At 38.7% G+C, this 22,239-nt stretch carries 18 protein-coding genes and 3 pseudogenes; 5 read left to right on the top strand and 16 right to left on the bottom strand.

Going from position 1 to position 22,239, the window contains the following annotated elements; all coding sequences use genetic code 11:
* The first annotated feature begins 181 nt into the window (after positions 1–181).
* The gene (locus tag V7K48_RS31045) at positions 182–2,368 is read left to right on the top strand and encodes an FAD/NAD(P)-binding protein (protein WP_335078573.1); all 2,187 of its coding nucleotides are present in this window, start codon (positions 182–184) and stop codon (positions 2,366–2,368) included.
* Positions 2,369–2,568: 200 nt separating this feature from the next.
* Here the strand turns inward: V7K48_RS31045 and V7K48_RS35270 are convergent, their stop codons facing one another.
* From V7K48_RS35270 to modA, 5 genes are all read right to left on the bottom strand, one after another.
* Entirely contained in the window at positions 2,569–2,700 is a 132-nt protein-coding gene (locus tag V7K48_RS35270) for a PEP-CTERM sorting domain-containing protein (RefSeq protein ID WP_442949497.1), read from the bottom strand.
* A gap of 117 nt (positions 2,701–2,817) precedes the next feature.
* Complete coding sequence (locus V7K48_RS31050) at positions 2,818–3,243, bottom strand: hypothetical protein (RefSeq protein WP_335078574.1); 426 nt, start codon at positions 3,241–3,243, stop codon at positions 2,818–2,820.
* A 751-nt stretch (positions 3,244–3,994) separates the two neighbouring features.
* Positions 3,995–4,651 (bottom strand): PEP-CTERM sorting domain-containing protein, encoded by a 657-nt coding sequence (locus V7K48_RS31055; RefSeq protein WP_335078576.1) that lies wholly within the window; start codon positions 4,649–4,651, stop codon positions 3,995–3,997.
* 309 nt (positions 4,652–4,960) lie between these two features.
* Complete coding sequence (locus V7K48_RS31060; protein WP_335078578.1) at positions 4,961–5,524, bottom strand: hypothetical protein; 564 nt, start codon at positions 5,522–5,524, stop codon at positions 4,961–4,963.
* 66 nt (positions 5,525–5,590) lie between these two features.
* A complete protein-coding gene (gene modA / locus V7K48_RS31065) occupies positions 5,591–6,445 on the bottom strand; it encodes a molybdate ABC transporter substrate-binding protein (protein ID WP_335078580.1) in 855 nt (284 codons plus the stop codon).
* Positions 6,446–7,213: 768 nt separating this feature from the next.
* Between modA and V7K48_RS31070 the strand changes: the two genes are divergently transcribed.
* Entirely contained in the window at positions 7,214–7,615 is a 402-nt protein-coding gene (locus V7K48_RS31070; protein ID WP_335078582.1) for a fasciclin domain-containing protein, read from the top strand.
* A gap of 196 nt (positions 7,616–7,811) precedes the next feature.
* Here the strand turns inward: V7K48_RS31070 and sfsA are convergent, their stop codons facing one another.
* Entirely contained in the window at positions 7,812–8,537 is a 726-nt protein-coding gene (gene sfsA, locus V7K48_RS31075; protein ID WP_335078584.1) for a DNA/RNA nuclease SfsA, read from the bottom strand.
* 263 nt (positions 8,538–8,800) lie between these two features.
* Between sfsA and V7K48_RS31080 the strand changes: the two genes are divergently transcribed.
* Entirely contained in the window at positions 8,801–9,469 is a 669-nt protein-coding gene (locus V7K48_RS31080; protein ID WP_335078586.1) for a 2OG-Fe dioxygenase family protein, read from the top strand.
* 2 nt (positions 9,470–9,471) lie between these two features.
* Here the strand turns inward: V7K48_RS31080 and V7K48_RS31085 are convergent.
* A pseudogene (locus V7K48_RS31085) lies at positions 9,472–9,606 on the bottom strand (DUF711 family protein); the annotation flags it as partial.
* 554 nt (positions 9,607–10,160) lie between these two features.
* Here V7K48_RS31085 and V7K48_RS31090 point away from each other — a divergent pair.
* On the top strand, positions 10,161–11,429 hold the full coding sequence (locus V7K48_RS31090; protein ID WP_335078588.1) for a tetratricopeptide repeat protein: 1,269 nt from the start codon (positions 10,161–10,163) through the stop codon (positions 11,427–11,429).
* Between the two features lie 832 nt (positions 11,430–12,261).
* Here V7K48_RS31090 and V7K48_RS31095 read toward each other — a convergent pair.
* The 9 genes and pseudogenes from V7K48_RS31095 to V7K48_RS31135 all read right to left on the bottom strand — a co-directional run bounded on the left by V7K48_RS31095 (position 12,262) and on the right by V7K48_RS31135 (position 21,425).
* On the bottom strand, positions 12,262–12,474 hold the full coding sequence (locus tag V7K48_RS31095; RefSeq protein ID WP_335078591.1) for a CopG family transcriptional regulator: 213 nt from the start codon (positions 12,472–12,474) through the stop codon (positions 12,262–12,264).
* Between the two features lie 48 nt (positions 12,475–12,522).
* Positions 12,523–13,206: a response regulator transcription factor gene (locus V7K48_RS31100; protein WP_335078593.1), complete on the bottom strand. Its 684-nt coding sequence runs from the start codon at positions 13,204–13,206 to the stop codon at positions 12,523–12,525.
* A pseudogene (locus V7K48_RS31105) lies at positions 13,203–13,514 on the bottom strand (sensor histidine kinase). Before V7K48_RS31105 ends, V7K48_RS31100 begins: the two are co-directional and overlap by 4 nt.
* A 161-nt stretch (positions 13,515–13,675) precedes the next feature.
* On the bottom strand, positions 13,676–15,109 hold the full coding sequence (locus V7K48_RS31110; RefSeq protein WP_335078595.1) for a sensor histidine kinase: 1,434 nt from the start codon (positions 15,107–15,109) through the stop codon (positions 13,676–13,678).
* A 760-nt stretch (positions 15,110–15,869) separates the two neighbouring features.
* On the bottom strand, positions 15,870–16,574 hold the full coding sequence (locus tag V7K48_RS31115) for a hypothetical protein (protein WP_335078597.1): 705 nt from the start codon (positions 16,572–16,574) through the stop codon (positions 15,870–15,872).
* Positions 16,575–16,799: 225 nt separating this feature from the next.
* A complete protein-coding gene (locus tag V7K48_RS31120) occupies positions 16,800–17,639 on the bottom strand; it encodes a methyltransferase domain-containing protein (protein ID WP_335078599.1) in 840 nt (279 codons plus the stop codon).
* Positions 17,640–17,691: 52 nt separating this feature from the next.
* Positions 17,692–18,321, bottom strand: a pseudogene (locus V7K48_RS31125) (class I SAM-dependent methyltransferase).
* Positions 18,322–18,712: 391 nt separating this feature from the next.
* Positions 18,713–19,489: a PIG-L deacetylase family protein gene (locus V7K48_RS31130; protein WP_335078601.1), complete on the bottom strand. Its 777-nt coding sequence runs from the start codon at positions 19,487–19,489 to the stop codon at positions 18,713–18,715.
* 97 nt (positions 19,490–19,586) lie between these two features.
* Positions 19,587–21,425 carry a multicopper oxidase family protein gene (locus V7K48_RS31135; RefSeq protein WP_335078602.1) on the bottom strand — a complete coding sequence of 613 codons (1,839 nt, stop codon included), beginning with the start codon at positions 21,423–21,425 and terminating at the stop codon, positions 19,587–19,589.
* A 285-nt stretch (positions 21,426–21,710) separates the two neighbouring features.
* Here V7K48_RS31135 and V7K48_RS31140 point away from each other — a divergent pair, with 285 nt between their 5' ends.
* The gene (locus V7K48_RS31140; RefSeq protein ID WP_335078604.1) at positions 21,711–21,833 is read left to right on the top strand and encodes a hypothetical protein; all 123 of its coding nucleotides are present in this window, start codon (positions 21,711–21,713) and stop codon (positions 21,831–21,833) included.
* Positions 21,834–22,239 lie beyond the last annotated feature (406 nt).

A 22,239-nucleotide genomic window follows, 5' to 3' on the forward strand; every position in this document is an offset into this window, starting at 1 on the left:
ATCTGACGATCGCCACTCTCTCAATTTGGGGAATTGGACACTCAAGTGCAATTCCCACTTATTCATGTGCCTATGTGGTTTTTTGAGTTAATTCATCCGCCTAACAGCTTGCTACAAGCGGAAATTTAAGTTTATTGGCTGTAAATTAATCAGTAGAAAGCAAGTGCAACTCACACGTCCTATGAACAACAGCATTTTTAACCTAACCGTCTCTCCAGTTGCGATCGCTATCATTGGTGGTGGCTTTAGCGGTTCTCTGGTTGCAGCTAATCTTTTACGCAACGCAACTATACCACTGTCCATCAAGTTGATTGAACGTAATTCTGAAGTGGGTAGAGGAGTTGCTTACGGGACACCAGTAGATTGTCACTTGCTGAATGTGCCGGCGGATAAAATGAGCGCATTTGATGATCAACCAAATCACTTTCTGAACTGGCTGCACAAAAACGGGCATGAACAGGTAACTCCATCTACCTTCGTTTCGCGTCGGGTTTATGGGGACTATGTGCAGGCGACTTTAAAAGCAGCACAGGTAAATGCAGCAGCTAATGTGCAGCTAGAGAAGATTGTGGATGAAGCGATCGCCATCGAAACAAAATCTGACAACACAATAGTGTACCTGAGCAATGGTCAGTGTTTGCATGTGCAAAAGGCGGTGTTAGCGTTGGGCAATTTCCCGGCAATTCTGCCTGCACCGCTCGCCGTTTTAGACAACCGCTATGTTAAAGATGCCTGGTCTGCTGATGCGATCGCTGACCTAAATCCAGAGGATGCAATTCTGCTGGTGGGCACTGGGTTAACAATGGTAGATGCGGTTGTTGCCTTGCACCACCAAGGGTTCCAGGGACAAATTCATACCGTCTCGCGGCACGGATTGATGCCCTGTAGCCACAAATCAACAACTTCTTATCCAGCATTTATTGATGTAGAAACTGCGCCAAAAACAGCGCGAGGACTGCTGCATGTGGTACGTCAAGAACTGCGTGAGGCTCTTACCCAAGGACACGCCAGTTCCTACAACCGGGGGAACCCCGGCAACGAACTGCCTCAAGATTGGCGGGCAGTAATCGATGCCATCCGCCCAATTATTCCAGAACTTTGGCAAGGAATGCCATTGCCGGAACAGAAGCGATTTCTGCGCCATGTCAAAGCTTACTGGGAAGTTCATCGGCATCGGATTGCTGAAGAAATTGCTGAAGTACTGGATGCTGCAATGGAGTCTGGTCAACTGATCCATTACGCAGGTCGAATTCAAAGTTGTCAGGAGTTTGAGAATGGAGTGAATGTGAAAATCTGCGAACGGGAGACGCACAAGGATATCGTTTTGCAAGTTAAGCGGATTGTCAACTGCACCGGCGCAAATTGTGATTACCTCAAATTGCAGCACCCATTGGTCGCTAGCCTCCAAGAACAACGATTAATCCGTCCCAACAGATTGTCAATGGGAATTGATACTACCCGAAATGGTGCGCTGATCGATGCAGATGGAAATGCATCTCAAATGCTGTACACCTTGGGGACACCGCGCAAGGGCAATCTTTGGGAAACCACTGCTGTTCCCGAAATTCGGGTTCAAGCAGCAAGTTTGGCACAGGAATTACTGAAATCCCTCAATCCAAAACCTGATGCTACTACTTTCGTGTTAAAGAAACCTGCTATGTTATTTCGTCAACTATTCGATAAAGAATCTTGTACTTATACTTACCTAATTGCCGACCCAGAAAGTAAAACAGCTATCTTAGTTGATCCTGTATTGGAGCAGGTCGAACGTGATCTTCAGATATTGCGACAATTGGGGCTGACTCTACGCTATTGTCTGGAAACCCACATCCACGCCGACCATATTACTGGGACAGACAGACTCAGATCACTTACGGGTTGTTTGGGGATTCTACCTGAGAATGCAGCGGCTACCTGTGCAGACCACTACATTGCCGATGGAAACATGTTGGAATTAGGCAACGTGCAGATTCGGGCGATCGCTACCCCTGGTCACACTGATAGCCACATGGCATACTTAGTCAACAATACTCACCTATTAACTGGAGATGCCCTGTTCATCCGGGGTTGCGGTCGTACCGACTTCCAAAGCGGCGACGCTGGATCACTCTATGATGCCATTACTCAAAAGCTATTTACATTACCTGATGACACCTTGGTATATCCTGGTCACGACTACCAAGGACAGACAGTATCCACCATTGGTGAAGAAAAGTGCTGGAATCCTCGGTTTGCAGGACGCAGCCGCAACCAGTTTATCGAACTAATGAAGAACCTCAACTTACCGCAACCGAAAAAGATGCTGGAAGCTGTACCTGCAAATCAGCATTGTGGCAAAGTTCTAGTTGCATTGGACTATCAAATTTGAAAATTTAGCTATGAGAAGGGTAAGCCGATGTCTACAACAGGCTGTGACGCTCCTGCGGACGCTCGTTCCTCGCTACCGCTTCGCTAACGCTAACGCTACGCTATCAGTGACGCACTTTTTCTATTGAGATTATATAGTGATGTCTAACGACAAGCTGCTGCGCGTCTACGCTCTGTTATTTTCCGAGAGAGTTATTCTTTCTAACTAATTGCCTTCTTTTTCTTCAGCCATATTCCCAACAACCCAGCAATTGCTATTTCTCCAATAGTTGATGGCTCAGGCACAGGTATTACACTCACATTATCTAAGTATAAAAATGCGTATCTATCCACATTCCCAAACTTTAATTCTGTAGATGATGCGTCTGCCGTGAAATTGAACTTATATAGGGTGTATGGTTGAAAAGAAATGTTTTTTTGATCAAAAATCTTATTTCCACCTAGAAATGTCTAAAATTCATTCTCAAGGTTAGGCGCCTCGTCTATAGATGCTAAATAGTAACTAAGTTCGTATTGCTGACCAGGTTGTGTAGAAAGCGTCTGCGATATATAGCTGAGGTCTAAAAATCCGCCAAGTGATAAGCCTTGATTACCACTTTGAGGAAAATTGCTAATTCTAGTTCCTGATGTATTGAACGGATCGCCAAACTTAGTCCATCCTGTAATATTAGGATTTGTAGTCCTAGGATCATTCGGATCTACAAGAGGGTCGAGTTCAAATCCTCCGTTAAAAACAAGGTCTCTAGGATCTAGAACATAGTTGGGATCATATTGTGCTTGCGCTACTGGAATATAAGAACCAGTAATCACAGCAGTGCTAGCTAAGGTAGTGGTAAAACTCAAAACAATAATTGAGAGTTTTTTAGTTAACTTCATAAAACTTGACTCCAAATAATTTCAAATTCCGACAATTAAAACAAGTTGATATAGCAGTGTGCAGTTGAGTGAGATACAAAAACTTTGCTGAAATGATTTGACAGCAGGGATTTTGATGTTCTCATCCAATCGATAACCGCTATATGGAACTATGATTTTATTTTTTTTTCAAAAATCTAAGACTGAAAAACCCGTATTATCACGGATTAATTTGGAATTTTGTTCATAAATAATATAGGATTTCTATAGTTATATCAGTTGTTACGTAACTTAAGATGTAGGACATATAAAGAAGTAATTGATTTTCGTATTTCTATGGCAAACCCTTACAGCTATGATCTGTGAGGAAAAGTGAGAGAGGCAATTAAACTCAATGGGATGAAGCGTTGCGAAGCCAGTGAATTCTTCAACATCAGTCGTAATACTATCAATATATAGTTTCAGCGTCGGAGGGAAACGGGTGACTTTAAATGCCAAAGTCAGAGCGCATCGGGGCAATCGGCACCAAACCACCGACTGAGATAAGTTTTGAGCATTCGTAGAAATCCACAGGGACAAAAAAACTCAGGTGAAGATGGGCGAACTGTGGGAGGACGATATTAGCGTTAGATTATCAAATTTTAACTTGATTCAGCTATCAAAAAAGTAAGGCGAACTCTACGACAGGCTATTCGGTGATCCACCTTTTCAGTTAAGTTGTGTAGAGTTCGCTCTGTTGTTTTCCGAGAGTAACAAAAAAGGGCTATTCTTTCTAGCTAATTGCCTTCTTTTTCTTCAGCCATATTCCCAATAAACCAGCAACTGCTACTCCTCCAATTGTTGATGGCTCAGGCACAGTCAAAGGTTTTACACTCACATTATCCAAGTATAAGAATCCATCTTTATCCCAATTTCCAAACTTTAACTCTGTGGATGATGTGTCTGCTGTGAAATTGAAATTATATTGTGTGTATGGTTGAAAAGAAATGTCTTTTTGATCAAAAATCTTATTTCCACCTACAAATGTCTGAAATTGATTATCAAGGTTAGGGGCCTCATCTATAGATGCTAAATGGTAACTAAGTTCGTATTGCTGACCAGGTTGTGTAGAAAGAGTCTGTGATATGTAGCTGAGGTCTATAAATCCACTAAGTGATAAGCCCTGATTACCACTATCATGCTGAGGAAAATTGCTTATTCTTATCCCTGATATATCCATTGGATTACCAGACTTAGTCCAGTCTGTAATATTAGGATTTGTAACGTTAGGATCATTAGGATCTACGAGTTGGTCGAGTTCAAAGCTTCCGTTTTTAACAAGTTCTGCTGCTTGTGCTCCTGCATTATAAATATTAGTAATCACAGCAGTGCTAATTAAGGTAGTAGTAAAACTAAAAGCAATAATTGAGAGTTTTTTAGTTAACTTCATAAAACTTGACTCCAAATAATTCCAAATTCCGACAATTAAAACAAGTTGATAGTTATATCCATGCTGGCTCTAGGTAGTGTCAATCAAACTAAACATTTTATTCTGGTTTCTGAGAGTTAGCTATTGATATGGATAATAATTCATCCACTTAAGTAAATCTCTCTATAAACTCATAATGGAGTTTTTTAATCAGATGAATTTCAGTGGTATTCTCGACACTATGGAGCCAGACATTGCTTGGGCTTCTAAGACAATAAGGTTAGCTTGTCATCTGTGGTTTATTTATCCCCATTGTTTTCTCCTTGATTGTTAAGGTGTAGATTTGACACTCACATCATCCAAATATAAAAACGCATACTTTGCTAGGGAACCAAACTTTATCTCTGTGGATCTTCTTTTTGCTCTAAAATCTAAGGTGTATCGCGTATAAGGTTGAAAAGCAGTATCCTTTTTAACAGAAACCTTCTTTCCACCTATAAAAACCTGAAATTTATTCTCAAGGTCAGGTGGCTCCTCTATGGATGCAAAATAGTAAGTAAGTTGGTAGTGTCGACCAACAACTGTAGGGATAGTCTGTGATATGTAGCTAATGCCTGAAAATGCACCAAGCGATAAACCTTGGTTACCAGTGTGAGGAAAGTTGCTAATTGTAGTACCTGGAGCGCCAGATTTAAGCCATCCAGTAACATTAGGATTTACACCGTTAGGATTATTAGGATCTGCCAGAGGGTCGATTTCAAATCCCCCGTTATAAACTAACTCTTTTCCTTCCGCTTGTGCTACTGACTTATAAGTATTGGTAATCACAGCAGTATGAAGCAAGGCAGTGCTCAGACTACAAACAATAATTGAGAGTTTTTTAGTGAACTTCACGAGACATTACTCCAAATAGTTCAAAATTCACGACAACGAGTACTTAATTGATTTAGTTTGCAGTCATTAAGGCACGACAAAGCCATAATTATTTTTGAAGATATTCTTGGCAGTACTACCACTTAAGTAGTTAGAAAAACTTTGTGCCGTGGATAAAACTTTAGTTCTGGTAAGTATACCCAGTGGATAGATAATCGTATCACTCTCTGCTACTCTCGCACTGTCTACAACTCTTACCTTGTTAGAAATGGCAGCATCGGTTTTGTAAACAATACCTGCGCTGATAGTTTTAGCTACACCTCCAACTACAAGAGTTTTATTTTCAACAGCAGTTAAAACGTTACGCACATTGCTAGCAAGGTATAATTTAGGACTTAGAGTAGTGAAAAGACCTCGCTTAGTCAGAACTTGTTTGGCATAATTTCCGGCTGGCACAACTGCGGGAGTACCTCTGTAATCACCTATAGCAATGCCAGTAATGTTGGCGTTGGTCAACCCATTGAAGCTAGTGAGACCTGCACTACCAGCACTAATCGGAAATGTCGTAGGAACAATCAAAACTAGACTGTTTTTGACGACGTTTTTACGACTACCTGCAACCAATTTACTTGGAGTTGAATTCTGCAAAACATTTATTTGGTCGTTGGCAGCAGAAATGAAAATATCTGCTCGTGCTCCTGCTTGTATTTGCTTGAGCAAGGTACCAGAAGCACCAAATGTATAAACAACGTTGACACCTGGGTTAGCATTTTGGTACTGAGTCTTAATTGCATTCAGCGCATTTGTTAAGCTGACAGCCGCATACACGTTAAGTGTGGTTGCGGAACTTGCTGGTGAAAAATTGACAAACTGTAAGCCAATTACCAGCATCATGCTAGTAACTGCCGTAGCAATCCAAGCAATAAGTCTTCTTCTTTTCATGAAAGTTATAGTTTGGGGAAAATATTACCTAAAGGTCTCATTATTTACATACAGGACTTACGCATGGCCAACAGAAAAACCAACTACACAAAAGGTAGAGGAAACAGAAAGATGAGACTTTCATAGGGTTTTTGCGTAAGTCCTACGTATAATCAATTCTGGAAATAAATAGCCAATCACAATTGCTAAAAACATTAGTGTGATGGGAATTTATTATTTCCAAGTAGGACTACACAAACAATGAGTGAAATCTGTCTGGTGATGAAATAATATCAGTTAAATACGCTGTTTACCAATATTCTTGGTGATAAACTCCTGACAAATGGCTAGGGCAAAGGAATATAAATACTGAAGAAGCTCTACATTGGCTATTTAGCAAGAGTTATATTAAAAAATTTTATGTAACTCCTAAATAGCGAAAACCCTAGCTTATACCAACTTTTTTCAATCAAAATGCCTTTACCCATTTTTTCATCTAACTTTTTTGGTAAAAAAATGCTGTGTTGATACTAGTGAACAGCGATCGCCCCTACCTACATCTGTGTAGAAAAAGGAGCGATGCCTGCGGCGGTAAACTACGCATCCAGGAGTGCTTGTGACTCATTCGCCCAGAGCAATTAGATATAATTTTTTACTTGTATAAAAATATATACAATCTTCCATGATATCAATCAAAAAATTGATTTGAGATACGTCTAACGATAGATAGATTTTATGAAATAAATAGTTTAGATTTGTAACAAGTTACACAGAACTTAGGTAAAGCACATGGCCAACATAATTGACACTGCCACTAATAATGGTTCTTTCACGACACTAGTTGCAGCAATCCAAGCAGCTGGTCTAGTAGATACACTGAAAGGTGAGGGTCCATTCACCGTCTTCGCACCCACTGATGAAGCGTTTAACAAGCTTCCAGCAGGTACAGTAGATGCACTACTGAAAGATATTCCAAAGCTCAAGAAAATCTTGACCTATCATGTTGTCTCAGGCAAGGTACTGGCTGCTGATGTAGCTAAACTGAAGACAGCTAAAACAGTTGAAGGTTCAGACGTAAAAATTGACGCTTCTAATGGCGTTAAGATCAATGATGCAAAAGTTGCAACAGCAGATGTTGCTGCTGATAACGGTGTCATCCACGTGATTGACACAGTTTTGATTCCTGCATAAGCAAACCTTAGAATAGCGAATGCTATTTTTGAGGTGGCGACTACTTATAATCGTTTGTTGATTACAGTCTGGTTGGATGTTTTTTAATAAATACCAACTACCAATAAGTCCATCTAGACAATATCTAGATGGATTTATTGTTTCATGCGTTTAGAGACGTTGCATTGCAACGTCTCTAATGTTTGATTACATCTAATCAAATTTTTAGTTTTGCCAAACCTAAATAACGGATACCTTCGGGGGAAATGTCAAAACGGCAAGGTAAGACTTCTAAACCAAGTGCGATCGCATCCCGTAATAATTTACCATATAGAGGATCTGTGCGATCGCCAGGGGAAAACTCAGTACAATCACTGCGATTAATAAAGTAAAGCATCACCGCACGAGTTAGAGGTAGCAGTGCCATTAATTCTCGCAAGTGCTTTTGTCCTCTTGTAGTCTCTGTGTCAGGAAATAAGGCTAATCTCCCAAGAGACAAAGTTGTATTTTTCACTTCTAAATAAATCGGGCGTTCCTCATCACTTCCCGTCAAGAAAAAATCTACTCGACTTTTTTTATCTAGTCCATAAACCACCTCGCCTTTGATTTGACTATAGTCGCCCAATTCTGGAAAAAGGTGTTTCGCCAAAGCTAGCTTTACGACTCGATTGGGCAAAAAAGTATTTATGCCTACCCAAGTCGGCTCGTTATCATTTACTTGAATTAGTTCTAAAGTGTAAGCCAATTTGCGGTTAAGATTATCGCTTTTGGAAAGCTGTACCGTACTTTGGGGAGTTGAGACTCCAGTCATTGGCCCTGTATTGGGACAGTGTGCTGTTACTATTTCGCCAGAAGTAAGTTGAACGTCAGCAAAAAACCGCTTGTAGCGTTTTAGCAGAATACCTGGATACAAAGGTGGGTAACGGTAAAGCCAATCTATCATTATGGAACCTTGTTGCTGCTAGTAAATATACGTCGATTTCTTCCCCACTGAACCCCCATCAGCAAATCTTTTCAGCAGCTACTTATATACCGATGAGCATTACTCCGCCCTGTGACAGAATTTGAGTAAATTCCATATCACAGAGTGCCAAATTTTGTAGTTAAATTGACAACATCTTAATAAAAAGTAGCATATACTAAGTGTTATAAGCCTCCCATAAAGAAAAATATGGGAAAATTTCAACGTGCAAGGAGGTAAATCCTATGCAAAAAGTGGGAACAACAACAGAATTAGAATATGCTTTTCTGTTTACTTTAAGAAAAGTAAATTCGATCAATCTAGAAGGTTTCAAGCCATTTTTTAGTAATATGCCTATTGACCCTTATATTAAAGGCAATTATCGTTCCAGAAGATTGTCTCGGTTCACAGTCTCTGGAAATCAGTTAATCAAATTACCTCATGGCTACTTCTTTCAAAGTAAAAAGCATAATCGACTAGTGGGTGATGTAAAAAGAGAGTTTGCAGAATTAGATGATGCACTCATAGAACTTGATATTTTCAGAAATCTTGTTTTAGCATTTAGTGATTCTTGTAAACTTCATCCGGAAGCTGAAATCGGAGTTCATCAAATTAGAATTATTTGTTCACCGGATAATTTGGGTAATCCAGCGCCTGAAGGTATCCATCAAGATGGTACTGATTTTATTGCCATCTTCTCAGTAGATAGAGATAATATTGAAGGTGGAGAAACACATTTGTATACTGCTAAAAAAGAAAAACCTGTGTTTAGCAAAGTTCTAAATCCGGGAGAACTCTTATTGGTTAATGATCATGATTTTTTCCACTTCGCCAATCCCATAAAACCACAAACTGATGCTCAAGGAAGTTGGGATGTTTTTGTACTGACTTCTCCTAGCTTACTTTCAGAATAATTTTAGTTAACTGTAAATATTTTACAACTTACGAGATATGGGGAATTGAATGTAGTCATTTCCCCAGCTTTTTTATTTGGAACTTGAAATAATCAGGCTGATAGTGGTTTATTTAACTTAATGACTAAAGTCGCCAATTATATGCTTATTTTTTAAACACAATCTGCGTTTACTGATCAAAGTCATCAGCTTGCTCAATTTTTTCCTGAGCTTATAGAGATTGAATTGGTATACCTGTTGTGATAGTTCTAATTTTTATGGGTATAACTTATTATTGATTAGGAGTAATCAAAGTTTTAGCCAGGATTTTCAGTAAATCTAACTCCCAAATCTGGACGTGTACAATATTCCATTGGGTGAATTCTATTTATAACAACTTAGAGATTTTTTGAAAAGTGTTTTGCTGTGACTTTAGGCACTTTTAGATCCCCCCTACACCCCCCTTAAAAGGGGGTAACCAGAACAAAGTCCCCCTTTTTATCAGGGAATTTAGAGGAATTTAGAACTTTTGATACCGACAAGAGGACTTTTCAAACATCCTCTTAGAGCGGTGTGTTCATTTTAATTCACTGAAAATATGAAATGAAGCAAAGCTACGCTGAATACTTAGAATATTAAGGGTGAGTGGATAGGTTAGGCTACGAAGCAAGCCTACTGAAATTCAACTAACTGAATCAACCAAACAAATGCCATGAATGACGAATTCTACAAAAGAGGATTGGAAAAAGCTAGGCAGAAAGACTACGCTGGAGCAATTGAGGAATTTAACCATGCTTTACAACTGACACCTTACTTTCCCGAAGCTTACTTGCAACGGGGTTTGGCACATTATGACTCAGGAGCAATCCATAATGCTGTTTCAGATTATACTGAAGCCCTGAAGCTTAATCCTGAGAGTGTAGAGGCATATTATTGTCGTGGATTAGCAAGGGTGGCGCTGAAAAATTTGCCGGGGGCGCTGGAGGACGTTGAACGCGCTATTCGTCTCAATCTCAATTATGCTGGTGCTTATAATCTGCGGGGGATGGTGCGGCGCAAACAGGGTTATATTCAAGATGCGATCGCTAACTTTAAAAAGGCTGCACAATTATATCTAGAGCAACAGGACAAAGAAAATTGTCGTCTGTGTCTGGAACGAATTAAACAGCTACAATCCCCAGAAAAAACTGCCGTTGAGCAATCGCGTTCCACCAATGCGCCAATTTTATCCACGAATGATTATTTTACGCAATTATTAGAAAAGGCGGAAAAGGGAGATACGCAAGAGGCGCTCGCCGATTTAAACTGGGTATTAAAAGCCGATCCGCAAGATGCCCAAGCTTACTGCTGTCGTGGGGTTGTGCGTTATAAAATGGGGAATTATCGAGAAGCGATCGCAGATTTTAATCAAGCATTGCGACTAAATTTTCAAGATGCCATTGTCTATCGCAACCGAGGCAAAGCCCGTTCTATATTGGGAGATCATCAAGGAGCGATCGCGGATCTTAACCAAGCACTCCAGATGCAACCCGAAGATGCCTTAGTCTATATTGCCAGAGGTAATGCCTATCGGACAACGGGCAATTATCTCGGTGCAATTCAAGATTACACCCAAGCACTACAAATTAATCCCGATGATGCTCAAGCTTACTACAATCGCGGCATTGCCTATACTTGCTTAGAAGAAATGCAAAACGCTCTGGAAGATTATCAACAGGCGGCGAGTATCTTTTGTGAACAAGAAGACTGGGGAAATTATCAACAAGTTTTAAGTAGCCTAGAAAAAATCCAAAAATTTAGTCCTGAGTCAAAAAAGCAAAAATATAACCTGCTACGTCAGCGACTTTTGCGAATGGTTGGGGGATATTGGGAAATTGCTGAACGATTGATTCAGCAGAAGCAGGATTACTATCCTGGGATGTCAGACGAGTGGTATTTGCAAAAAGTGATTGAAGATTTAGAACGCGATCGCAGTAGATAGAAGAGTAATCATCGCTAAGTAGGTAAGTAGCTGGGCGAAATTAAATATAAAATGTCATTGCGAATACTTCGTTATATTAAGGGAAGGCTGCGCCAACGCAATGACGAACTATCTTATATTTATTTAGATCTATCTACTTATACTAATTCTCCGTGAAGATACACTTAATATTTATTAAACGAACCGCTACCCAAATCTTTCTTAACATTTGCTCAAGTGATTTCAGAGGACAAGCCGCTTCTCTACGTTCGCGCAGCGTGTCGCAGACAGACGCTCCGCGAATGCATCTACGTTCACAAATTCGGAAGCCTTAAAGCTACGTGATTTATTCTCAATAAAAGTGAGCTTTTATCGAGAACAATAAGGGCAAATTTGTCAAGTTAGCAAAAAAATCCAAGCCGTTGAGAGCCTTATAAAACAATGGTTTCAAAATTGTTAAGAAAGATGTGACTAATGGATAGCTTTCTAGAGGAGAGGCTTTGAATTTTCGCCCAACCCTTGTAGGGAAGCTTGCTCAGACGTTAGGTCTTTTGTCGGTTTTTCCACATAACCTAAAAAGTCAGGTCTATTGTTAAATTTGATTGGTGGAGTTATTTACGGACTGAATACCGTGATTCATCCACAACGAATCGCACTTAGGCTAGGGGGGAAAGAGAATTATTGAACAATAACTCTCTTGTGCCCCCTTGCTACCCCTGTTCAAGAACTGCTTCTTCGGAATAAACGATATAACAATAAGACAGTCAGAGGTGCTTGATCATCTTTTAGTCCTATCTGTCGGTAAATCAGGGTAGCAGATTTCTGAGATTTGGTGGGATATTCGAGTGGATAGTTACTGTGATTTTGACCAACTGCCAACTGTTCTTGTTGAGTCTGCTGCCTCCATCTCAGAGTTTTCAGTATTGTCAACCTCAAGAGCTCGGAGTAATCCTCGAACTACATCTGTTGTTGGCCTTCCTGTGAAAGCACAGTAGCGTTCAAGTTTCTTCATTTCCTCGTTTGTGAGATTTATTGTCAGTCGTTTAACAGCCCATTTTTTATTCATGATCCTCTCTTGTCTTTAAATATGTTGCTTTTTATCAAAATCACCAAGTCATAACGATTGCTGCCGTAATGCATAGCCTACACCACGGACTGTATGAATCAAACGCTTTTCATTTTTGTCTTCCAACTTGAGTCGCAAATAACGAATATAAACCTCAATAATATTAGAATCACCCATGAAGTCGTAACCCCAAACTTTCTCTAGAATTTGGTCTCTAGTAAACACCTGACGGGGATGTGAAAGGAGATATTCTAATAAGTCAAACTCTTTTGCTGTTAACTCAATGCTTCGTTTATCCCGAAATACTTCACGGGTGCGGCGATTTAAACTTAAATCTTCAAATTGCAACAAATCCTCCTGTGTTTCTTGCGTGCGGCGGAGATGGGCGCGAATTCTAGCTAGTAGTTCCTCAATACTGAAGGGCTTAACTACATAATCATCCGCTCCTGCATCTAATCCTGCTACGCGATCGCTCACTTCATCTTTTGCGGTCAACAAAATCACTGGTACTGTACTGCCTGTTGCTCGCAAACGGCGACAAATTTCTAAACCTGTCAGTCCAGGTAGCATCCAATCCAGAATCGCTAAATCTGGCGATGAGTCTCGCGCCAGGGTTAGACCAGCAATGCCATCATGGGCTACACTTACTTGGTATCCTTCGCTACTAAGTTCTAATTCGACAAATCGTGCTAGTTTGACTTCATCTTCCACCAAAAGGATATGTGCTGTCATATTTTTGCTCCTAAAGCAGGTAATTTCCGAATAAAAGTGCTACCATAACCTGGCTGTGAAAGGACGGCAATTTTGCCTCCCATACCTTTGGCTAGGTGTTTCACAATAGATAAACCCAAGCCTGCTTTGCCAGTCAAACGAGTGCGGGAAGGATCAACTCAGTAAAAGGGTTCAAAAATGCGAGACTGCTCCGATATGGGAATACCATGATCTTTGTCTCTAAGTTGAATCACTGCCCAACCATTAGCCTGAATGAGTTGCAAGGTAACTAGCTCGCCCGCATCCGAGTATTTAACTGCATTAGCAATTAAATGATTTTATACCTGCATGAGTTGATTTCAGCCTGCCTTTATTCTCACAGGAAACGGAGTGACTTCCAAATTGATTGCCCGATGCTCAAATTTCTCTGTCATCTGCACTATGTGTGCAATCAAATCACTAAATACTGTAATATCATGTCTGCTTGATATCAGATGGAACTCTTATATGTAGGTAAACTGATTGTAAACGTACTCCCTTCCCCTAACTTTGATTGCACACTTACACTACCCCCCATACCTTCTATAAGTGTCTTGACAATCGATAAACCCAAACCACAACCTCCAGTAGTATGAGAGCGGGATTCATCTACGCGATAAAATCTCTCAAAAATCCGTGCTTGGTGTTGTAAAGGAATGCCATAGCCTTTGTCACAAACTTGAATAATTGCCTTGTCTGGAAGCTGATTTAACTTAAAAATTACAGATGTATCAGCTTCGGAATACTTAATAGCATTATCAATCAAATTCAATAATACTTGTTTGAGGCGACTGTAGTCTGCTTTGATCTCAATTGGATAAAAATTTGACTCAATTGTAATTATGCGATCGCTATATTTTTCTGCCATCATGACAACTTCTTCAACCAAGTCATTCAGCACATAATATTTCATTTGAAAGTATAAGTAACCGCTATCTGCTCGTGCTAAATCAAGTAAATCTTGTAGCAGGCGGATAGTGCGTTCAGCTTCCGATGCGGCAGTTTCTAAAGCTTCTTGTTGGGTTTGGGTTAAGTTATTTTGTCTTCGCAAAACGCTTTGCAAATAACCATGTACAATCGTTAAGGGTGTGCGTAACTCGTGAGAAACATTACTCACAAATTGTCGCTCTTGCTCCCAAGATTGGGAAAGACGTGATAACAGCATGGTTAAGGTTTGAGCTAATTCTTTGACTTCGCTAGGTGCATTATCAAAATATAGCTGCGCTTGTCCTAAATCTTCAGCTGAAATCACAGAAGCCATTTGATTTAGCTGGCGCAGGGGTTGCAGAGAACGCTTGATATAAAATGCGATCGCAGCAGTTAAAACAATAATTGCCAAAATACTAGTAATACCTAAACTCTGCACCATTACCATAAACATTCTCTGTTCGCGGGTAATATCCTTTACTACAAATAACTCACCGAGCAACTTACCCTGCACTTGCACAGAACTACCGCATAAAACAAAGTAGCTTTGGTTTACTTTGTAAATTTGTGGTTTAATCGGCATCTTAGTTAGGGACATTAACTCAGCTACCGTAGTATCAGATAATAAATTTAAAGTGGCAGATTTTACTAAAATTTTATTATCAGGACTTTTTAGCCATAATAATGTGTTAGTATTTGCCAAATTATTAATAGCCTTTTGCAACCCAGTTTCAGGTTGCATCATTTCACTATAAAGTTGTACATCTCGCGGCAAGCGCTTGGCGATTTGTTCTACGTTATACTTATGACTATCAACTAAAATTTGCTGCATTTTCCAACTAGTCCATGTAGCGAGGCTACCTAATACCAAAGCTGAAAATGTTGCAATACCAACCGTGAGGCGTGATTGTAAGGAAAATGGGTCTATATTTATCCAAACTTTTATAATTTGCTTCACTGTTATGGTTGCTTTTTAGGTGTTGAAGAAGGCTTTATAAATAAAATTAGACTGCTAAATGTAAAGTCACTGTGAACCGCTACATATTTAGTTATAGCTGATGTGAACTTACCTCTGTTGAATACCTACAATGAAAAGGGCAGCCATTCCAAAAAGATTGCTAAATATTTTTATTTCATCGCTTTATCAACTCTGCAAATCTTTCTATAATAATAATCTAAATCCATTTACTAATAATTAAATTAATTTCTGCTGAGAATTACCTGAAAATTTCTACTACTGTCTGCTTTACCTTTATACTCCTGTTTGAACGTAGGGGCTGAAAGTAAATCTTGCTCTTTAATAGAGATAGGATATTTTAGAGCATAATAGCAGTACTCAATTTATTCGTTTCCTTTAATTCAATATCCTGACATCGGATATCAATTGAGCCTAAAACCCTGTACTACTCAAAAACATACTTAAGAACGATTAACTATTAAAATTGGCTCAAAAATAATTGACAAAAATTCATCTTTCTTGAAGATTCAGTCATCCTTTTTATCCCAAGAGGCTTGAAGAAGAGAAAATTGCGCTCATCAATTTATTTTTTCTGGCGATGGCGTTCCGCCCAGCATAGGTGATCGCATCCTTGATTGCCCTGGGGAGTTTTTAGTTCAAATGTACTATATATTTCCTGCTCAAGTTTTGGGTGGGTGCGCTTATATTTGATATACATCAAATCGCCGTAAAGGTTTGGAGTTTTGCACTCCTGACTAGTCTAAACTCCAGTTATTTTAGAGTCTGGTTTTTTGGTGTAAACAAGTAAACTTTTGTACTCTTCAACTTTTTCAATTCTTCCTTTTTTTTCAAATGATTGGACAATAGATAAAGCTTTTTCCCAGGCAAACGATTTGGTGAAAAAAAATATTTTACCGCCGAAATTTAGTTTTTCTAAGAAAAGTTCCAGAAGGGATTCATCATCATGATGGACAAAGGAAGCTTCTTCAGGCAGGTAAAATTCGCACAGGTGAAAAAGTGTAACCATATCTAGCAGGGGCAGACACCTATCAGTCAACGTGTAAATATCTCCAAAAATCACTTTGTAATATTTCATCAGTCCAGGCTCTTTTAAAGAGAAATTAACGTATGCTTGGTGTTCAGAGACGGAAGCCGTAATTCCAATCACCTCGTTTGGTTTACTTAGCTTTTGATTTTCAAGACCAACGATGTGATGAGAACCTGTACCGAAATGAAAAATGATCTTATTCTCAATACTATTTTTCTTCAAATACTCAAGTAACTCAATATCACATGGACATATATTTGGCTCTAAGTTCCATGATGAGTTTTTTCGGTAGTACTCTGTCCCTAACTGCTGTGGTAAAGCTGGTCGTAAAAACTTAACAAAATATAAAAATATTTGCAAAGTTTTGTAATTTCTAGTACTTAGCCAACAAAACCTTCTAATTCTTTCTATAACCATCGCCTAATTCCTATTAGAAATTCAAACAAGAGTCAACAGACGCAGTGTTATATTTTACCATCTGCCGCCCCGGTTTTTGCAACACAACCAATTTCAGATACTACCAATTTGAGGATGGTATCATCAAAGCTTGCAATTATCAGTAGTTGATGGCCGATGTCTACTCACCTTGGAGGGAAGGTTAAACATCAATCACCACAAAATCAAATAGTGATTCCACACTATTTAAACTTTTTGAAACACTAGAAACCGATATTCAACTAGTTTTTTAATTAAACACTTTTGCAGAGCATCGCCACCTACCAAAGCCTTAAAGTATGAAGAAACTTGCATCAAAGGCTTCAAGAAAATAATATATAAACTAATTAAAATATCCCGATTTCTTCTCAATCTTAAATTGTCTGTCAAATCAATATTTTCAATCAATTTATAACCAGATTTCTCAGCAATAGTTTGGATTTCCTTTACACTGATTAAGGAACCTAAAACCCACCCTCTACAAAAAAGTTCAATTAACTTTTTTTCTGAGGAATTAGTAGGTAAACTTGCGGCTTTCTCCGAAATAAAATCATCACAGACAATTAATAAGCCATTTCTCTTCATCTTGGTACTTATTTCGCTAAAAAAAGCATCGTTATCAGTAGCATGAACGAATGCTTCAATGGAAAAAGCTAAATCCATCAAAGGAAGATCATCAGGCAATTTTTGAAAATCCCCTTTGCAAATCATGCATTGATTTTCAAAATTTAACTTTTTTGAAATCTCCCTAGATATTTGAACTTGTGCAGAGCTAATAGTTATTCCATAATAACAGGGCTTTGAATAAGCCTGGGCTAGATAAAAAAGACTGCCTCCTACTCCACATCCTAAATCAAGGATAGATTCTAATTTATGTGTTGTGATAATATTCAAGATTAAACTGTTGATAAAATTAAAGGCATCTTCGGGCGTTGCAACTCCATTTCCCCATACCTCACGATGTATACCGTAAGTTCCATAATGAGGATCATAGTTTAGAAAGCGGCTTGTGTTGCGATCGTAGTATGTTTCTACTTCAATGTTCATATAGGTGAGATTGAGTGATGTTCTAAAAAATATCAAGATTAATTAAACAATCCTATTTTAGGGTAAAGACTAAACCGTAACCATCCCAAAATATCTTACCTAGACTATATAATAAATACGACATACCTCCACAAGGTAAAAGTTGAGATTTATTTAACAAATAACCTTCGGTTTCAGCGTAAGTTGTAATTTCTTTTTTTGAAGGATTTTTAACCCAGAGAAATTCAGATTCTAATAGACTTTTAATTCTCAGAACAAGATTAGTCAAATTATTGGGATTATAATGGATAATAATCAATTTTCCATCTGGTTTTAAAAGGTTTTTTAGAGAGTTAAGCACTTGGGGTATATTTTTAAAATAACATACGACTCCATTCATCACAATAATATCAAATTGCTGTTCTCCGAGTTTTTATTTCCAATCATCATTCTCTAAATCTATTTAAATCCATTCATATTTTCCCCTTGAATGTAGCGCTCTTTTTCGAGATGTCTCAATCATTTCTTGTGTTATATCAACACCTACACCATCTACACTATAGATATTTTGCAAAGCTTCTACAATATCTATTATATACAGACCATTGCCGCATCCTGCATCTAAGATTTTTAGATGAAAATTATTTTCTTGTATCTTTTGATAAAATTCTTGGATAGTAGTTAATAACCACTGTCTTTTAATTTTATAGTGATAACTTAAATTTTAATTATCCCATTTATCTGAGTAATAAGCGAAACTTTGACGGATTTTTTTTCGTAAACTGTATCGGCAATCTGCGATTTATAGTTATACTCGTCCCTGGGTTATGGCAATGTCATACTTATAGCCTTTCATTGATTACATTTGGGCAAAAATTAAACTCAAATCCAAGTAATAAAGGGTTTTGTACTAATTTTTACATAAATCTATTATTACACTGGTCAATACCCTTCATTTAAGGGTTATTTCCATACGTGTAGAAACGTAGCTACGTCTCTACATAGGTCATTGTGCCTGCAAACTATCTGATTTGAACCGTATTATTACATTAGTCTACTTGAAAATGATGTAAGATATAAACTGAATCTATGAATCAGTTTTGAATTGGTCTTTTAAAAAAGATTTCACGAGGTATGAAAAACTGCTTTAGGAAGCTTGACGGGAATATTTGACATTGTGAGTGATATGCTTTAATTGCTCTTTGTTTTTTGTTATATACAGATTTAATACATAGATTGTAAGAATCACCCATTTCTTGTAAGTTAAACTCAAATAGCTGTGTATCATCATTCCAAAATAACCAGATTGGATATTCAAAAACTTCAACTTTAACTTTAGATTCGATGAGCGCAGCTTGAACCAAGTCGTAAGTAGCCTGATGATCGTTATGCTTATCTTTTCGATGAGGTAGATAAACTTCAGATGGTTGAAAGGACTGTAGTAGTTGTACTAACTGATTGATGATCTGATAACGTTCCTCCTTAGACAGTTGCATCAGACTCCCATCCATGTAGTCAAGAAAATAAATGTCTGATGATGCAATTCCCAAAATTTTTAGCGCATTCACAGCTTCTTGCTTGCGAATTTGAATAAGCTCCTCTGGTTTTATATGTAAGTGAGATTTCTGTCCATCAGTTAGGAAAACAACTTTAATTGGTGTTCCTAGTTCATGTTTGAGAGCAATCAAACCACCACAGCCAAGAGTTTCGTCATCTTGATGGGGAGCAAATACTATTGCTGGTTTATGACTAACAGTTAATGTTTGAGTTTTAATATTTAAAATCCACCAAAAAAGCATTTTAGCTTTAACTATTTCCCAACTTTTCAATAGGTTTTCTCGGATTTTATAATAAAAATTTTGGTTAGACATAAAAATGGTTTCACAAATTCCCAAGAGATAAGCAAAAACTTTCTCTTTTGTAGTAAATTTAGGGCGGGCTTTCTATGCCCACCCCACAAGACTTTAGTTAAGACGAAGCAGGTAAAACTTGAATATTTTGCATCATTCCATTATCTTCATGAAATAGGAGATGACAGTGATAGACGAATTCGCCACCGACGGGTCTGCCATTGACGTCGTATTTGGCAGCAATGAGCGGGTTGGTAAAGGGAATACGCACCACTGTTTTGCTTTCTGTTCCCGGCTGACAAGTATCATTATCAAGTCCTATACTACAAGGTGGGAGATCGATCGAATCCTCATACCCCTGTAGAGGTTGGTCTATACCATTGATATTAGTAACGATAAAATCGAGTTGGTGGATATGGAAGACATGATGAACTGGTGTTGCATTTACAAGAGTCCATTCTTCAATATCATTTAGGTGTACTATTGTATCAATTCTATCAAAATCGTACTGTTTGTTGTTTATCCGATAAATGTTATTGCTTGTATTCTGCGAGAACTCGAATTGACGTTTGTTCTTGTTGGGGATATGCCACTGGGCTAGTTCAGTGGGACTTGGTAGATCAGAATCTAGTATTGATGGTTCTTGGTTTTTTATGTAGTCTACTAAAGGTATTGTTCCAGTATTGTAGTTTACTGGGTCATCCTGCAAGGAAACTGTTGCTACTATTCGCTGGTTCCCATCGAAGCTTGACGGACTATTGTTTGGGTCTGTGTTAGGGACGGCGTCTGAAACTAGATTGTAGAGGGGCGATGTCTTTGGCGACGATGGTAGACCTCCAATCACTAGTACCTCAACTCGATTAGCAGGTGGTAGCAGAATCTGATATTGTTCAAGCGGTTGACTAACAACGTTGCCGTCGCGTGCCAAGATGTAGAAAGGCTGACGTGTTTTGGTCGTCGCGTCTTCTAGCGACAGATTCATGTAAGTGTCTGAACCAATATTGCCAATGCGCCAGAACTGAACCTCTCCCGGGCGAATAGTAAGATTGGGGTTTACTACGGAGTTGAGAGTATAGCATTTATAGCAATTGTTATCCGTGCTTAGAAGCCCCAAATCCTTAAACAAAATCACTCTCTCAGTGAGATGGCTAGGCTCACCTGTCTGCAGGGGAATTCCATTAAGAATGGGGTAATATTTTTCAATGCCGTTAACAATAATCCCACCTGACATGCCACCAAAAACCTGTGTGTCGCTATCCGTGTGGACATGCGGGTGATACCAAAACAGCCCTGGCTGATGATTGTCTGGTATCTTGAAGTTCATTTGGTAAGCGGTTTTAGGCTTAACGTGTTCAAGTACATTGTCAGCACCTTCGCTTGGCGATACATTGAAACCGTGATAATGCAAATTAGTATCAATATCATTTAAGACAGCTGTATTGGTCAATTCATTGTCCAGCTTCAGCTTGATAGTATCACCAGGCGATACCTGTAAGATTGGTGGCATGTACATGTATTGGTCTAGTTCGTTTTGATCAGTCTTGTAGAGAGTAACCGCCTGCTGCTTATTCTGGTCGGTTGTGAACGTTGCGTTTGCAACCTTGAAAGAACTTGAATCACTAGCGGTTAAGGTTACTTCCAATACACCGTTGGTACTGCTTATGGTGGGCGGAGTTCCGAATATGTTGTAACTAGGTGGGGGACAACCATTTAAGTCAGGGTCCGGAGGGGGTACACCCTCTTCTAGCACTGGCGCACCAGGCGCTGCGCCACCTGGCCTTGGTACTTGAGGTCGCGCTTTTTGTGCTTCTTGCTGTCGCGCTTGCTCTCTAAATTGCGGAGCAATCTTACTCAGGTTAAGCGCTATTACTTCCCCTGGAAACGTGCTTATAGAGATGAAGATGCCTACTAAAGCTGTAAGCAGCAGCTTATACAGAAATTGAGATAAACGTTTCATAACCATGACTGAGTTAAATCTTTACAAAAGTGAAATTACAAGCCCTAGATTCATCCGTGGGGATATTCTAAGTTCATTCAAATATTATTAAGTTAGGGTTAGATACCCTGCTGTGTCTCTCTGATTTATCTAACAAGTGACATAATATCCCCATATTATGCACATATGACAACCTGTCACATGAACAAATATGACAGATGAGATTTAATGATTTATACAAAAAATATGAGATAATATGCAAATTTTAGTCATTAAAAAAAATCTCGTTAATCTTTTTGCTTATCTATGGAATATGGTATTCTCACAGCAGAAGTATCTCTGGTAGCCGAAGCTTTTGGGGCAAAGAAAATAGACCAAGCTAGGCGAATGGCTTGTCAGAAATTATGGCTAGCTAATGTTCTGTCTTGAGAGGATGTTTTAAAAGTCCAAGAATGTATAAATTTTATGTTCTGACTAGGTTAAGTACGACGAAAAATCAAGGTTTTAGCCATATGCTGAGATACTATGCTGTACTAACTATGAGAGCAAAAGACCCTTTTAAAACATCCTCTTATCCGTAATACTTCTAATTTGGTATTCAGGTTATATTCTGCTATTCTCAGCAGGGACTTAAATTATGTATTTTAATCTAGTAATTGCCAACAATATTGCCAGTAGTGAGGATGCAAAAGAGAGGGTTGTGTTATCAGAAATGAGCGGAATGGTAAATTAAGAAGTTGATGCGCTGCTCTAGACAATGTAGCGCTCCAGCTAGTTAATCTAAACACCAAAATATTGTCATAAATTATGAGCGACCTAAAACCAATTACCGAAA

The sequence above is a fragment of the Nostoc sp. genome, assembly GCF_036919615.1.
Taxonomy (GTDB): Bacteria; Cyanobacteriota; Cyanobacteriia; order Cyanobacteriales; family Nostocaceae; genus Nostoc.

Bases quoted from the DNA above. Each gene is read 5' to 3' on its own strand.
- V7K48_RS31120 (WP_335078599.1), bottom strand. From the start codon at position 17,639: ATGAACATTGAAGTAGAAACATACTACGATCGCAACACAAGCCGCTTT.
- V7K48_RS31080 (WP_335078586.1), top strand. From the start codon at position 8,801: ATGCAAAAAGTGGGAACAACAACAGAATTAGAATATGCTTTTCTGTTT.
- V7K48_RS31095 (WP_335078591.1), bottom strand. From the start codon at position 12,474: ATGAATAAAAAATGGGCTGTTAAACGACTGACAATAAATCTCACAAAC.
- V7K48_RS31115 (WP_335078597.1), bottom strand. From the start codon at position 16,574: ATGGTTATAGAAAGAATTAGAAGGTTTTGTTGGCTAAGTACTAGAAAT.
- modA (WP_335078580.1), bottom strand. From the start codon at position 6,445: ATGAAAAGAAGAAGACTTATTGCTTGGATTGCTACGGCAGTTACTAGC.
- sfsA (WP_335078584.1), bottom strand. From the start codon at position 8,537: ATGATAGATTGGCTTTACCGTTACCCACCTTTGTATCCAGGTATTCTG.
- V7K48_RS31050 (WP_335078574.1), bottom strand. From the start codon at position 3,243: ATGAAGTTAACTAAAAAACTCTCAATTATTGTTTTGAGTTTTACCACT.
- V7K48_RS31045 (WP_335078573.1), top strand. From the start codon at position 182: ATGAACAACAGCATTTTTAACCTAACCGTCTCTCCAGTTGCGATCGCT.
- V7K48_RS31140 (WP_335078604.1), top strand. From the start codon at position 21,711: ATGGAATATGGTATTCTCACAGCAGAAGTATCTCTGGTAGCCGAAGCT.
- V7K48_RS31055 (WP_335078576.1), bottom strand. From the start codon at position 4,651: ATGAAGTTAACTAAAAAACTCTCAATTATTGCTTTTAGTTTTACTACT.
- V7K48_RS31130 (WP_335078601.1), bottom strand. From the start codon at position 19,489: ATGTCTAACCAAAATTTTTATTATAAAATCCGAGAAAACCTATTGAAA.
- V7K48_RS31100 (WP_335078593.1), bottom strand. From the start codon at position 13,206: ATGACAGCACATATCCTTTTGGTGGAAGATGAAGTCAAACTAGCACGA.
- V7K48_RS31135 (WP_335078602.1), bottom strand. From the start codon at position 21,425: ATGAAACGTTTATCTCAATTTCTGTATAAGCTGCTGCTTACAGCTTTA.
- V7K48_RS31070 (WP_335078582.1), top strand. From the start codon at position 7,214: ATGGCCAACATAATTGACACTGCCACTAATAATGGTTCTTTCACGACA.
- V7K48_RS31090 (WP_335078588.1), top strand. From the start codon at position 10,161: ATGAATGACGAATTCTACAAAAGAGGATTGGAAAAAGCTAGGCAGAAA.